Below are 13,607 nucleotides of genomic sequence, written 5' to 3'. Positions count from 1 at the left end.
GTCGGCGACCGCCTCGACGGGCACGTCGAGCACGGGCTGCTCGACGACGGGCGCGGCGGTCTCGGCCGGGGCAGCGCTGCCCCCGGTCGACTGCGCCTGCACGGCGGCGATCGCGGCGACGAGGTCGCCCTTGCGGAGCTTGGAGAGACCGCTGATGCCGAGCGAGGAGGCGAGGGCCTGGAGCTGCGGGAGGCGCATGGCGCTGAGTTCGGCGGTGGTGTCCGCAGAGTTGCGGATGTCGACGTCTGACACTGGTGTTGGGTTCCTTCCGCTCCCCCGCGAGAGCCGCGAGGCTGAGCTGGTCACACCTCGTGGCCTGGGGTCTGCCCTGTCGGCAGGCCCTGCGCGGATGCGCGCTGCGCGGGATGCGCAGAGGAGCTCACGGAGGTGCGGCGCACGTACGCCAGACAGGCGGACGGACGCTGCGAGATGTGCACTACGGGATGTGCGGCCCGGGGGGATCAGGGAGCCTGGGGACTCGACACGCCTACTCGAGAACCGAGGAGGTGCTGCTAGATGCCCAGGGGATCTTGATTCTCTACCGGGTGCGGCTTCACTGTAGCACCCCGCAGGTCGACGGCGAGCATGACGGCACGCCAGTCGGACAGCGAGTGCTCGGCCACGAGATCCGCCGCGAACAGGCGCTGCGCGGGGTCGCTCCCGAGCACCAGCAGCGAGGGGCCCGCACCGGACACGACGGCGGCCAGGCCGGCGTCCCGCAGCATGGTGATGAGCGCATCGGTCTCGGGCATGGCACTCGCCCGGTAGCTCTGGTGGAGCCTGTCCTCCGTGGCGGCGAGCAGCAGCTCGGGGCTCTGGATCAGCGCCGCCACGAGCAGCGCGGAGCGGGACACGTTGAACGTCGCGTCCTCGTGCGGCACCGATGCGGGCTGGAGGCTGCGCGCGAGCTTCGTCGAGAGGGTCGACTCCGGCACGAACACGACGGGAGACACGCCCCGGTGCACGAGGAGGCGCTTGTGGGCGGGCCCGGACGACGTCATCCACGCGATGGTGAGCCCGCCGAAGAGGGCCGGAGCGACGTTGTCGGGGTGGCCCTCCATCTCGGTGGCGACCCTCAGCAGGTCAGCGGAGGAGAACTCGACCACCCCCTCCAGCAGGCCCTTGGCCGCGACGACGCCGGAGACGATGGCGGCGGCCGACGAGCCGAGGCCCCGCCCGTGCGGGATCACGTTGCGGGCCTCGAGCCGGAGACCCGGCAGCGGCTGGCCGACGGACGCGTAGGCCGCGGCGATCGCCTGCACGACGAGGTTGCCCTCGTCGGTGGGCACCTCGCCCGCGCCCACTCCCTCGACGTGCACCTCGACGCCCGAGCCCGTGGTCGTGGTGACCACGAGCTCGTCGTAGAGCGAGACGGCGAGCCCGAGCGTGTCGAAGCCGGGGCCGAGGTTCGCCGAGGTCGCCGGCACCCGGACCAGCACCGACCGCACGTCGCCCGCTCGGGTCATCAGCACGCCTCGGTCACGCAGAGGCCGGGACGAGCCCGAGCACCTCGGCGACGCGCGAGGTGTCGCTCTCGACGACCGTCGGCGTGACCTCGGAGCCGTCGGCGCGACGGAGGGCCCACTGCGGGTCCTTCAGGCCGTGGCCGGTGACCGTGAGGACGACCGTCGCGCCCGCCGGGACGACGCCCGCGTCGGAGCGCTCGAGCAGGCCCGCCACGCTGATCGCCGACGCCGGCTCGACGAAGACGCCGACCTCGGCCGCCAGGATCTTCTGGGCGGCGAGGATCGCCTCGTCGGTGATCGCTCCGAACCAGCCGTTCGTGAGGTCGCGGGCCTCGAGGGCCAGCTGCCAGGAGGCGGGGTTGCCGATGCGGATCGCGCTCGCGATGGTCTCGGGGTGCTTCACGACCTCGCCCGCCACGATGGGCGCCGAGCCGGAGGCCTGGAAGCCGAACATCCGCGGCAGGCGCGTGGACCGACCGGCCTCGACGTCCTCGCGGTAGCCGCGGGTGTAGGCCGTGTAGTTGCCGGCGTTGCCCACGGGGAGGAAGTGGAAGTCGGGGGCGTCGCCGAGCACGTCGACGACCTCGAACGCGGCCGTCTTCTGGCCCTCGATGCGGTCGTTGTTGACCGAGTTCACGAGGTGCACCGGGTAGTTCTCGGCCAGGTCGCGCGCGATGTCGAGGCAGTCGTCGAAGTTGCCCTGGATCTGGATCAGCTGACCGTCGTGGGCCACGGCCTGGCTGAGCTTGCCCATGGCGATCTTGCCCTCGGGCACGAGCACCGCGGCGGTGATGCCGGCGTGCGCGGCGTAGGCGGCGGCCGACGCCGACGTGTTGCCGGTCGACGCGCAGATGACGGCCTTGGCCCCGTGCTCGACCGCCTTCGAGATGGCCATCGTCATGCCGCGGTCCTTGAAGGAGCCGGTCGGGTTCATGCCCTCGTACTTGACGAACACCTTCGCCCCGGTGCGCGCGGACAGCGCCGGCGCCGGGATGAGGGGCGTGCCGCCCTCGCCGAGGGTGACGACCGGGGTCGCCTCCGTCACGTCGAGACGGTCGGCGTACTCGCGCAGGACACCCTGCCACTGGTGGGCCATCAGGCTCCTTCGACTCTCAGGACGCTCGTGACGGAGTTCACGACCGCGGTGTTGCGGAGGGCGACGACCGTGGCGGCGAGGTCGGACTCGCGGGCACGGTGGGTGCCGATGATCAGGGTAGCGGTCGCGGGGGGCGCCTCCTCGTCACGTGACGCACCGGGTTCGACCCCGCCGGTCTGCTCGACGCTGTGCACGCTGACGCCGTGCTGGCTGAGCACCGTCGCGACCTCGGCGAGGACGCCGGGCTGGTCCGCGACGTCGAGGGTGATCTGGTAGCGGGTGACGACGTGGCCGATGGGCAGCACGGCCAGGTCGGCCTGGGTCGACTCGGCGACGCCGGGGCCGCCGACGACGTGTCGGCGCGCGGCCGACACGAGGTCGCCGAGCACCGCAGAGGCGGTCTCCACTCCCCCGGCGCCCGCGCCGTAGAACATGAGGTCGCCGGCGGCCTCGGCCTCGACGAACACCGCGTTCTTCGCCCCGTGGACGGCGGCCAGCGGGTGGTCGAGCGGGACGAGCGCGGGGTACACGCGGGCGCTCACGCCGTCCACGCCGTCGGAGTCGGTGAGCCGCTCGCAGATCGCCAGGATCTTGACCACGTAGCCGGCCTTGCGTGCAGCCTGCACCTGCTCGTGCGTCACGGACGTGATGCCCTCGCGGTGCACGGCCGAGAGCGGCACCGTCGTGTGGAAGGCGAGGCTGGCGAGGATGGCCGCCTTCTGCGCGGCGTCGTAGCCCTCGATGTCGGCCGTCGGGTCGGCCTCGGCGTAGCCGAGGGCCGTCGCGGTCGCCAGGGCGTCCTCGAGCGTGTCGCCGTCGGTGTCCATCCGGTCGAGGATGAAGTTGGTCGTGCCGTTGACGATGCCCATGATCCGGCGGATCCGGTCGCCGGCGAGGCTGTCGCGGAGCGGTCGGATGATGGGGATGGCGCCGGCGACGGCAGCCTCGTAGTAGAGCTGGGCACCGACCTGCTCGGCCGCCGCGAAGAGCTCGGGGCCGTGGTGCGCGAGCAGCGCCTTGTTGCCCGTGACCACGTCGGCCCCGGACAGCAGCGCCTGCAGCACGTGGTGGCGGGCCGGCTCGAGCCCGCCCATGAGCTCGACGACGATGTCGGCCCCGAGGATGAGCGACTCGAGGTCGGTGGTGAACAGCTCGCGCGGCAGGTCGACGTCGCGGGGCGCGTCGACGTCGCGGACGCCGATGCCGACCAGCTGCAGGCCCGCGCCGGCACGGCCCGCCAGCTCGTCGGCGTGCTCGAGGAGCAGGCGGGCCACCTGCGACCCGACCGATCCGGCGCCCAGCAGGGCGACCCTCACGTCGCGGTATTCGTCCATGGTGTTCCGTTCTGTGGAGGCGACCCGGTCGGGGCGCCGTGAGCTGAGGGGCAGGGGTGGTCGGGAGACGTGCGCCGGGAGGCTCAGTCGAGGCCGGCGTCGCGGGCGAGCAGGTCGGCCTCGGTCTCACCACGGACGATGACCCGCGAGGCCCCGTCGCGCACCGCGACGACCGGGGGCCGCCCCACGTGGTTGTAGTTGCTCGCGAGGCTCCAGCAGTACGCGCCCGTCGCGGGCACGCCGAGGAGGTCGCCCGGCACGACGTCGGCGGGGAGGTACTCGGCCAGCACGACGAGGTCGCCGCTCTCGCAGTGCTTGCCCGCGACCCGCACGAGGGCCGGGGCCGCCGAGGAGGCGCGGCTCACCACGCGTGCCGAGTAGTCGGCCTCGTAGAGGGCCGGCCGGGCGTTGTCGCTCATCCCGCCGTCGACGCTGACGTAGCGACGGACGGCGGTCTCGCCGGTCTGCTCGTCGACCGTGACCGCGACGTCCTTGACCGTGCCCACCGTGTAGAGGGTCGTGCCGGACGGCCCGGCGATCACCCGGCCGGGCTCGACGGCGACCACGGGCAGCGGGATGCCGAGCCGCGCGCACTCGGCCGCGACGATGTCGGCCAGCGCCGCGGCGAGCTCGTCGAGGGGCCGCGCGTCGTCGACCGACGTGTAGGCGATGCCGAAGCCGCCGCCGAGGTTGAGCTCGGGGACGGGACCGTCGACGAGCAGCTCCGCGTGGAGGGCCAGGAGCCGGCGCGCGGCCTCGCCGAAGCCGTCCGAGCCGAAGATCTGCGACCCGATGTGGGAGTGCAGGCCGAGGAGCCGCAGCGACGGCCGGCTGCGGATGTCCGCCACCACGGCCGGTGCGTCCGCGAGGGTGATCCCGAACTTCTGGTCCTCGCGGGCCGTCGCGAGGTAGTCGTGGGTCGACGCGTGCACGCCGCTGTTGACGCGGACGCGGACGGACTGGACGACGCCGTGACGGGCAGCGGCCTCGGCGACCCGCACCACCTCCTCCGCGTTGTCGACGACGATGTTGCCGATGCCCGCGGCGACGGTGCGGTCGATCTCGGCCAACGACTTGTTGTTGCCGTGGAACGCCATGCGCGAGGGCTCGACGCCGGCCGCCGCGGCGACGGCGAACTCGCCGCCGGTGCAGATGTCGACGCGCAGGCCCGCCTCGGCGACCCAGCGGGCCACCTCGACGGACAGGAAGGCCTTGGCCGCGTAGTAGACGATCGCGCTGGTGCCGACGCGTCCGAGCTCCCGGTCGAACGCCTCCTTCGCGCCGCGGGCGCGCCCCCGGAAGTCGTCCTCGTCGACGACGTAGAGGGGACTGCCGTGACGGGCGACGAGCTCGGTGGCCCGGACGCCGGCGACGGCGACGACGCCGTCGTCGCCGCGGAGGGCGCCGTGCGACCAGACCGAGCGGTCGAGCGCGTCGACGTCGTCGGGCTCGAGGAGCCAGTCGGGAGCGAGGGGGTTGGGCGACACGGGGACCTCGGTGGGGATCGGGAGGGGCAGGACGACGACGAGCCTAGCGACAGCGGCCGTCGGTGACGGAGCCCTGCGGCGACCGGTGCCCTGGCATCAGCTGCAGCTGCCCTTCGCGGCCAGGCCGGAGGACGTCAGGGGCAGCCCGTCCGACCGGAGGCCGAGCTGCACCCGGCCCGGCTCGACGTCCACCGACGTGAGCACGACGCCCGGGGGCAGCTGCCCGGCGACGCAGACGCGCTGGGCGAAGTCGCCGAGGAACGGCGTCAGGTCGAGCGACAGCGAGGTGTCGGGCAGCGACGCCCGCGTCGGGGTGAAGTCGAGGGCACGGCCGTCGTCGGCGATCGCGGGCGTGGCCGTCACGTCGACGGGCACCGCCCCGAGCACGGGCACGTCGAAGCTGCGGGCGTAGGTCACGTCGCCGTCGCCGAGCGTCACGGTCGCGCCGGCGGACGAGACGCCCTCGAGCGAGCTCACCGTCGCGGAGTCGGCCGAGAGCGTGCCCGTGACCGCGCCGGAGGTGCCCTCGAGGTCGGTGGGGACGTCGCTGACGTCGAGGCGGAACGAGACGGGGTCGCCCGCCGCGCCCGAGGACAGCGTCACGTCGTCGAGCGAGCCGTGCGCGATCTGCCAGAGCACGGAGGTGCCGTGGACGTCGACGGCCACGTCGTCCAGGCCGGTCGCGGTCGAGATCTCGGCTGCGGCGCGCTGCTCGACCAGGCCGCGGGTCACGACGTCGGCGACGACCGCGAGGATCGCGAGCACCACCAGGACGCCGACCAGCACGAACAGGCCGGCGGCGGCGCCCCGGGCACGGCGGCGCGGGACGGCCCGCTCGGCGAAGAAGTCGTCGACGTCGCTCATCTCGTCGTCACATCCGGTCGGGGGCGGAGACGCCGAGGAGGCCCAGGCCGTTGCGGATGACCTGCCCGGCCGCGTCGTTGAGCCAGAGGCGTGTGCGGTGCAGGTCGGTCACCTCCTCGTCGCCGAGGGGGGTCACCCGGCAGCTGTCGTACCAGCGGTGGTACGTGCCGGCCAGTTCTTCGACGTAGCGCGCGACGCGGTGCGGCTCGCGGAGCTCGGCGGCCTGGACGACGACGCGCGGCAGCTCGGCCAGCGCGCCGAGCAGGGCGCTCTCGGTCTCGTGGACGAGGAGGGAGGCGTCGAACGCCTCGCGCGTCACGCCGGCGGCCTCGGCGTTGCGCGCCACGGACCGCGTGCGGGCGTGCGCGTATTGGACGTAGAAGACCGGGTTGTCGTTGGTGCGCCGCGTCCAGAGGTCGAGGTCGATGTCGATCGAGCTGTTCACCGGGCTGCGCACGAGCGAGTAGCGCCCGGCGTCGATGCCGACGGCGTCGACGAGGTCCTCCATCGTGACGACCGTCCCGGCGCGCTTCGACATGCGCATCGGCTCGCCGTCGCGGAGCAGGTTGACCATCTGGCCGATGAGGATCTCGAGGTTGACGCCCGGCTCGTCGCCGAACGCGGCGCACATCGCCATCATGCGTCCGACGTAGCCGTGGTGGTCGGCGCCGAGCATGATCAGGTTGCGCTCGAAGCCGCGCTCGCGCTTGTCGAGGTAGTAGGCGAGGTCGCCCGCGATGTACGCCGCCTCGCCGTCCGTCTTGATGACGACCCGGTCGCGGTCGTCGCCGAACTCGGTGGTGCGCAGCCAGGTCGCGCCCTCGGCCTCGTAGATGTGGCCGAGCTCGCGGAGCCGGGCGACGGCACGCTCGACGGCCTTCGACTCGTGCAGCTCGTTCTCGTGGAAGTAGACGTCGAAGTCGACGCCGAAGTCGTGCAGCGACTGCTTGATGTCGGCGAACATGAAGTCGACCCCGGCGGCGCGGAAGGCCTCCTGCGCCTCGTCGCGCGGCAGCGCGAGCACGTCGACGTCGGTCGCCGCGAGGACGCGGTCGGCGATGTCGGAGATGTACTGCCCGCCGTAGCCGTCCTCCGGGGTCGGCTCACCGAGCGCCCGCGCGACCAGGCTGCGGGCGAAGCGGTCGATCTGCCCGCCGTGGTCGTTGAAGTAGTACTCACGGGTGACACGGGCGCCCTGCGCCTCGAAGACGCGGGCGAGGCTGTCGCCGACGGCCGCCCAGCGGACGCCGCCCATGTGGATCGGACCCGTGGGGTTCGCCGACACGAACTCCAGGTCGATGGTGACGCCGTCGTAGTACGAGCCGCGGCCGAAGTCGGCCCCCTGCTCGACGATGGTCCTCGCGAGCAGGCCCGCGGCGGCCGCGTCGAGCCGCACGTTGACGAAGCCGGGGCCGGCGACGTCGACGTCGGACACGCCGTCGACCTCGGCCAGCTCGGCCGCGATCTCGGTCGCCAGGTCGCGGGGCGAGGCGCCGACCCGCTTGGCGAACTTCATCGCCACGTTGGTGGTCCAGTCGCCGTGGTCGCGGTTGCGGGGCCGCTCGAGCACGACGTCGGCGGGCGTCACGACGACGTCGGCGGGAACGCCTCGACGCTGGAGCACCCCGTCGACGACGGCGAGCAGGGACGTGGAGAGTTCGGCGGGAGTCACGGTCGTCGATCTTACCGGCTGGGCGTGGGGCGACCGGCGGGTCGGCCCACGACAGGCAGAGCCGCGGTCGTCAGGCCCGTGAGCAGGAGGCGGCGGTCAGGCGGCGCGGGACACCTCGGCGGCCTGGGCCGCCAGCAGGGACAAGAGGAACGGCAAGTGCGTCCGGTCGGCGCCGCGGTCTTCGGGGTGCCACTGCACGCCCGTGATCGGCGCGGTCTCGTGCTCCACGGCCTCGATCCCGCCGTCGGCCGTACGGGCGACGACCCGCAGGCCCTCGCCGACACGGTCGACGGCCTGGTGGTGCGCGCTGCGGACACGGGCCGTGGTGCCGCCGAGCGCCGCCGCGACGCGGCTGTCGGGGGCGAGCTCGACGTCGTGGTCGACCATGAGGCTCTCGACCGCTCCCGAGCCCCGGTGGGCGCCGTGGGCGTCGTCGAGGTGGGGCACGAGGGTGCCGCCGAGCGCCACGTCGATCACCTGGTGCCCGCGGCAGATGCCGAGCAGGGGGGTGGACCGGACGAGCGCACGACGCACGAGGGCGATCTGGCCGGCGTCCGCCTCCTCGTCGTGACGACCCTCGCCCTCGTAGCCGCGGCGTCCGCCCCAGGTGACCGGGTCGAGGTCCTCTCCCCCCGCGATCACGATCGCGGAGGCGCCGCCGGTGACGCGGAGGAGCTCGGCGGCGCCGAGGTCGCCCGCGGCGACGCGGCGGGCGTCCCAGCCGAGCGCGGTCGCGTCCTCGACGATGCGCTCGTTCAGGGTCTGGACGTACGAGTGGTACCGCGGAGCGTGGGGCCGGTGTGCCGTCACCTCGACCACGGCCAGCATCGGGCGCGCGGCGACGACGGCAGCGGACCCGGGGCGGACGAGGGAGGAGGTCATGGCTCCATGGTCGTCGGCGGTCGCGTCCCCGGCCAGCTGTGTGTCGCGGAGTTACGGCCAGAGGGAGGCGCGGCGCCAGTCGTCGCCGACCCGGTCGTACCGCACGCGCACCTGGTCGCGGCCCGTCGTGGCCTGCCAGAACTCGACCGACACCGGCAGCACCCGGTACGCGGTCCAGTCGTCGGGCACGAGGTCGTCGTCGGCCTCCACCTGGGCGCGGGCACGGTCGAGCGCCTCGTCGGCCGCCCGCACGTCGTCGATCTCCGTGCTCTGCGGCACGGCGGCGGCGACGGCACGCGAGTCGGGGTGCCGGTGGCGGAAGTCCTGCTCCGCGACGTCGCGCGGGCCGGGGACCGCCGAGCCGGTGACGCGGACCTGCTGCCCCTGCGCCGCCCAGAAGAAGGTGAGCGCGACGCGCTCGTCCTCGGCGATCTGGCGGCCCTTGGGGCTCAGCGCCGACGACGTGAACCAGAAGGCGTCGTCGACGTCCTTGAGGAGGAGCGTGCGGGCCGTGGGGCCCGACGCCGTCGAGGCCGTCGACAGCGTGAACGCGTGCGGCTGGACGACGGCGGCGGCGACGGCGGCGTCGAGCCACTCGAGGAACAACACGACCGGGTCGGCAGGCGCGGACGAGACGTCGAGCTCGCGGACGTCGGGGCTCGGCGACGCCGCCCTCCTCACGCGGTCGCGGAAGGAGGACGAGGACGAGGAGGCGCCGGGTGCGGAGTCGGGAGGAGTCACAGGACCAGCCTGCTCCCGTCCGGTCGCCGCGTCCGTGACCACGTGCAATCGCTGCTAGCCTTGTCGACGTCCCTGGCCCCCATAGCTCAGGGGATAGAGCACTGCCCTCCGGAGGCAGGGGCGAAGGTTCGAATCCTTCTGGGGGCACGACCTCGGCCGACCGGCCGGCGACGACGAAGGCCCCGCTCGTGCGGGGCCTTCGTCGTGCTGGTGGGCGGTCGGCCCCCGGCTCCGTTGCCGGCGGTCGACCGCTCGTCGTGGCTCAGCTGTACGTCAGCGCGATGACGGCGACGTCGAGCGTGCGGTACGCGCCCTCGGCGCGCGTGGCCGATCGCACGCGGCCGCGGAGGACCTCGAAGCGGCCCTCGGTCTCGTGCACGAAGCCGATGACGCCGGCGGTGGGGGTGGACACCCGGTGGAAGCCGTCGCCCAGGGGCACGACCTCCGCTCGCGACGTCCTCTCAAGAACAGCACCCATGATGTCCTCCTCAGGTCAGCCGGCCTCGGATCGGGCCGGTCTCCGGAGAGTACCCCGCGAAGCCGCAGCGAAGCCCCGTGAACGGGGTACAGCCGGCAACGACCCCTCCTCGTCAGTCCAGGACCGCCCGCTCACCACCCGTCGGCGGAACGGGCATCGCAGGGGTACGACGTCAGGTGGGCGGCGGCTCCACGATCGGCCCGTCGCGACGGGGCCGGCGCGCGGTGGCCGTGACGCCGACGCTCGCCACGGTCACGAGGGCGAGGGCCACGAGCTCGCGCGCCCCCAGGGCCTGCCCCAGCACGACGAGGCCCGCGAGCGCGGCCGTCGCCGGGCCGAGGCTCGACAGGACTCCGAACACCCGCGTCGGCAGCCGCCGCAGGGCCACCATCTCGAGCGAGTACGGCAGGGCGCTCGTGAGCACCGCGACGACGAGGAACACGAGCAGGAGGCTCGGGTCGGCCGAGACGGCCGAGGCCGCGTCCCCGGCCCCCAGCGGCACCACGAGCACCGCGGCGACCGTCATCGCGACGGCGAGGCCGCCGAGCGAGTCGTCACCCCGGCCGAGGCTGGCGTTGGCGACGATGTAGCCGGCCCAGAAAGCGCCCGCCCCGAGTGCCAGCGCGACGCCGAGCAGAGGGGTGGCCCCGCTCGAGTCGAGGCCGAGCACGACGACCCCCGTCAGCGCGAGGACGGCCCAGGCCGCGTCGACGAACCGGCGGGTCTGCACGAGGGCGACCGTGAGCGGGCCGAGGAACTCGAGCGTGACCGCGACGCCGAGGGGCACCACGTCGATGGCCAGGTAGATCAGCAGGTTCATCCCGGCGAGGGCGACGCCGAGCAGGACGACGCCGAGCCAGGTGCGTCGCGACCAGCCGCCGACGCGCGGCCGGAACACGAGCAGCAGGACGAGGGCGCCGAAGCCCAGGCGGAGCGCCGCCGCGCCGAGCGGGCCGAGGGCGTCGAAGTGCGTGCGGGCCAGGGCGGCGCCGAACTGGACCGACACGATGGCCGCGACGGCGAGGAGCGGGGCGGGCACGCGCTCGAGGGCGGCGGGGCGGGTCACGGTCGGCAGGTCTCCGGGGTCGTCGGGGCGGGACGAGTCTAGGGCGGCAGGACCACGCGGCCCGGCCACAGTACGATCGGGGGGTGTCCGACGCCCTCACCGTGATCTCCCCCGTCGTGGAGCTCTTCGGCTGGTTCGGGTTCATCGTGGGCACGCCCTTCCTGCTCGCCGGGACCGTCATGCGCTCGCGCTCTCGTCGGTGGGAAGAGACGGTCGCCGTCGTCATCCCCGCACCGGACTGGGCGCACGCGGCCACCGCGAGGTGGATGGACTCCTCGGGCGAGCTGCACGAGACCGAGTTCGACGACCACCCCGTCGACACCCCGGTCGAGACCGAGCTGGTGGTGCACTACGACCCGTGGCGGCCGGCCCGGCCCCGGCTCGACCCGCCGCACGAGGACGGCCGCGCCCTCCGCACGGTGGGCTGGATCCTGATCGGCGTCGGCGCCCTCTGTGCCGTCGCCTCCGTCGTCCTGCTCTTCGTCGGCTGAGCTCCCGTCACGCCGAGCTCCCTCCCCGGTGGGGCACGGCTCGCGTCCGTCCACACGAGCAGCCCGCCCGGCCCCCGTCGGGGGGCCCGTGGCTAAACTCCAGTCACCGGACCGAGGGGAGAACCGTGACCGTCAGCGCGAGGGGTCGACGAGACCGACGAGGGGCGCGGGGGGCCGTCACCGGCGGCGTCGCCGCGCTGCTCGCCGTGGGGGCGATCGGCCTCGGCGCGACACCGGCCGCGGCGTCGTCGCCGGTCGACCTCGACGGCGCCTACGTGCTCGACGACGCGGGCGTCCTCTCGACGGCAGAGGTCTCGCAGGTCACCGACAGCCTCGACCAGCTCTCGGCCGATGCCGGCATCGACCTGTTCGTCGTCTACGTCGACTCCTTCGAGTCCCCCGCCGACAGCGCGGCCTGGGGCATCGCCACGGCCGAGCGCAACCAGCTCGGCACGGACGACGTCCTCCTCAGCGTCGCGGTCGACGACCGGGTCTACGACCTCTCCGTCTCCTCGAGCTCGACGATCACCGCCGGACAGCAGGAGTCCCTCCAGTCGGACGTCCTCGAGCCCGAGCTGCGCGACTCGGACTGGGCCGGGGCCGCCGTGGCCCTCGCGGACGGCATCCGGCAGGACGCCGCCGGGCCCGACCTCTCCTGGCTGCTCTGGGCGTTCGTCGGGCTCGTCGTCCTCGCCGCGATCGGCGCAGTCGTCTTCGCCGTCGTCCGCGGCCGCGCCCGCCGACGCGCCTTCCGCTCCGCGGAGGAGGTGCAGGCCCAGCTGGATCGCCGTGCAGCCGCCCTGCTCGTCGCCCTCGACGACGAACTGACCGCCGGCGCCCAGGAGGTCGGCTTCGCCGCGGCCCAGTTCGGCGACGATGCCGTCGCCCCGTTCGCCGCGGCGCTGACCGCGGCGAGAGAGCAGGCACGGGAGGCCTTCGAGCTGCAGCAGCGGCTGGACGACTCCGTGCCCGACTCGCCCGAGCAGCGTCGCGAGTGGACCGAGCGCATCGTGCAGCTCTGCGACGAGGCCGGACGCTCGCTCGACGAGCAGTCGGCGGCCTTCGACGCCCTCCGCGCCGACGAGGAGCGCGCTCCCCGCGAGGCCGCCGCGCTGCCCGGCGAGGTCGCCGGTCGACGCGAGGCGGTGCACCGTGCCCGATCGCTCCTGACGCAGCTCCGGCAGACGTACTCGGCCAGGGCCGTGGCCACGGTCGCCGACGCCCCGGACCAGGCCGACCGCCTCCTCGACTTCGCGGACGAGTCCGCTGCCGGGGCGACCGCGGCGATCGGTCGAGGTGACACCGGCGAGGCCGTGGGGTCCGTGCGTGCGGCACGACAGTCGCTCGGCCAGGTCGACCAGCTCGTCGGCTCCGTCGACAAGGCGGCGGAGGCCCTGCGCACCGCGGGCACGACGATCGCCGCGCTCTCGGCCGACCTCCGGCGCGACGTCGCCGCGGCCGAGTCGCTCCCCGACGACCGCGTGCCCGAGGGCGTCGACGTCGCCGGCGCCGTCGCCGCAGCCCGCGCCGCCGTCGCCCTGGGCGAGACGCAGACCGACGACCCCCTCGCCGTGCTGGCCGGCCTCGACACCGCGAACGTCCGCATCGACGCCGCCCTCGTCGCCCTCCGGGACGCCGTCGAGAAGGACCGCCGGGCCCAGGCCGCACTCGACCAGGCGCTCCTCACCGCCCGGAGCCAGATCAGCGCCGCCCGCGACTTCATCGAGACCCGACGCGGCGCGGTCGGCCCGCAGCCGCGCACACGCCTCTCCGAGGCCGAGCGGCACCTCGCGACGTCCGTCTCGCTCGCGACCTCAGACCGCGATCGAGCCCTCGGCGAGGCGCACCTCGCGGTGCAGCTCGCGGGCACGGCCTCGTCGGAGGCACAGGCCGAGGTGTCGTCGTACCAGCAGGGCGTGCCGTTCGGCGGTGGAGGACGAGGCGGCGGGGCCGACCTGAGCGGCATCGTCACCGGGATCGTCCTCGGCGGGCTGCTCGGCGGCGGAGGCGGCGGGCGGGGCGGCTTCGGC

At 74.0% G+C, this 13,607-nt stretch carries 13 protein-coding genes and 1 tRNA gene; 3 read left to right on the top strand and 11 right to left on the bottom strand.

What is annotated here, in order from left to right; genetic code table 11:
* The 9 genes from RWM17_RS06960 to RWM17_RS06920 all read right to left on the bottom strand — a co-directional run.
* The coding region (locus tag RWM17_RS06960) for a Rho termination factor N-terminal domain-containing protein (protein ID WP_314102276.1) at nucleotides 1–252 on the bottom strand (252 nt) is incomplete at its 3' end.
* Nucleotides 253–512: 260 nt separating this feature from the next.
* Complete coding sequence (thrB, locus tag RWM17_RS06955; protein WP_314102275.1) at nucleotides 513–1,466, bottom strand: homoserine kinase; 954 nt, start codon at nucleotides 1,464–1,466, stop codon at nucleotides 513–515.
* A gap of 13 nt (nucleotides 1,467–1,479) precedes the next feature.
* Nucleotides 1,480–2,562 (bottom strand): threonine synthase, encoded by a 1,083-nt coding sequence (thrC, locus tag RWM17_RS06950; protein ID WP_123546331.1) that lies wholly within the window; start codon nucleotides 2,560–2,562, stop codon nucleotides 1,480–1,482.
* Nucleotides 2,562–3,896, bottom strand: a complete 1,335-nt coding sequence (locus RWM17_RS06945) for a homoserine dehydrogenase (RefSeq protein WP_314102274.1) — start codon at nucleotides 3,894–3,896, stop codon at nucleotides 2,562–2,564. The genes thrC and RWM17_RS06945 overlap by 1 nt, the downstream gene beginning before the upstream one ends.
* 83 nt (nucleotides 3,897–3,979) lie before the next feature.
* Nucleotides 3,980–5,383, bottom strand: a complete 1,404-nt coding sequence (lysA, locus tag RWM17_RS06940) for a diaminopimelate decarboxylase (RefSeq protein ID WP_314102273.1) — start codon at nucleotides 5,381–5,383, stop codon at nucleotides 3,980–3,982.
* 96 nt (nucleotides 5,384–5,479) lie between these two features.
* Entirely contained in the window at nucleotides 5,480–6,247 is a 768-nt protein-coding gene (locus tag RWM17_RS06935; RefSeq protein WP_314102272.1) for a DUF2993 domain-containing protein, read from the bottom strand.
* A 7-nt stretch (nucleotides 6,248–6,254) separates the two neighbouring features.
* Nucleotides 6,255–7,919 (bottom strand): arginine--tRNA ligase, encoded by a 1,665-nt coding sequence (argS, locus tag RWM17_RS06930; protein WP_314102271.1) that lies wholly within the window; start codon nucleotides 7,917–7,919, stop codon nucleotides 6,255–6,257.
* A gap of 96 nt (nucleotides 7,920–8,015) precedes the next feature.
* The gene (locus RWM17_RS06925) at nucleotides 8,016–8,801 is read right to left on the bottom strand and encodes a gamma-glutamyl-gamma-aminobutyrate hydrolase family protein (protein WP_314102270.1); all 786 of its coding nucleotides are present in this window, start codon (nucleotides 8,799–8,801) and stop codon (nucleotides 8,016–8,018) included.
* A gap of 51 nt (nucleotides 8,802–8,852) precedes the next feature.
* Nucleotides 8,853–9,542, bottom strand: coding sequence for a pyridoxal 5'-phosphate synthase (locus RWM17_RS06920; RefSeq protein ID WP_314102269.1), 690 nt, complete (start codon nucleotides 9,540–9,542; stop codon nucleotides 8,853–8,855).
* A 75-nt stretch (nucleotides 9,543–9,617) separates the two neighbouring features.
* On the opposite strand from RWM17_RS06920, the gene RWM17_RS06915 reads away from it, so the two are divergent.
* Nucleotides 9,618–9,689: transfer RNA gene (locus tag RWM17_RS06915), tRNA-Arg, on the top strand.
* A gap of 115 nt (nucleotides 9,690–9,804) precedes the next feature.
* On the opposite strand, the gene RWM17_RS06910 is transcribed toward RWM17_RS06915, so the two are convergent.
* A complete protein-coding gene (locus RWM17_RS06910; protein ID WP_192041912.1) occupies nucleotides 9,805–10,020 on the bottom strand; it encodes a hypothetical protein in 216 nt (71 codons plus the stop codon).
* Between the two features lie 172 nt (nucleotides 10,021–10,192).
* Nucleotides 10,193–11,086 carry an EamA family transporter gene (locus RWM17_RS06905; protein WP_314102268.1) on the bottom strand — a complete coding sequence of 298 codons (894 nt, stop codon included), beginning with the start codon at nucleotides 11,084–11,086 and terminating at the stop codon, nucleotides 10,193–10,195.
* Between the two features lie 83 nt (nucleotides 11,087–11,169).
* Between RWM17_RS06905 and RWM17_RS06900 the strand changes: the two genes are divergently transcribed.
* On the top strand, nucleotides 11,170–11,577 hold the full coding sequence (locus tag RWM17_RS06900; RefSeq protein WP_314102267.1) for a hypothetical protein: 408 nt from the start codon (nucleotides 11,170–11,172) through the stop codon (nucleotides 11,575–11,577).
* A gap of 125 nt (nucleotides 11,578–11,702) precedes the next feature.
* The coding region (locus RWM17_RS06895; protein WP_314102266.1) for a TPM domain-containing protein at nucleotides 11,703–13,607 on the top strand (1,905 nt) is incomplete at its 3' end.

Source organism: uncultured Frigoribacterium sp., from assembly GCF_963515265.1.
Lineage (GTDB): Bacteria > Actinomycetota > Actinomycetes > Actinomycetales > Microbacteriaceae > Frigoribacterium.
This window is presented reverse-complemented; position numbering and strand designations above follow the sequence as displayed.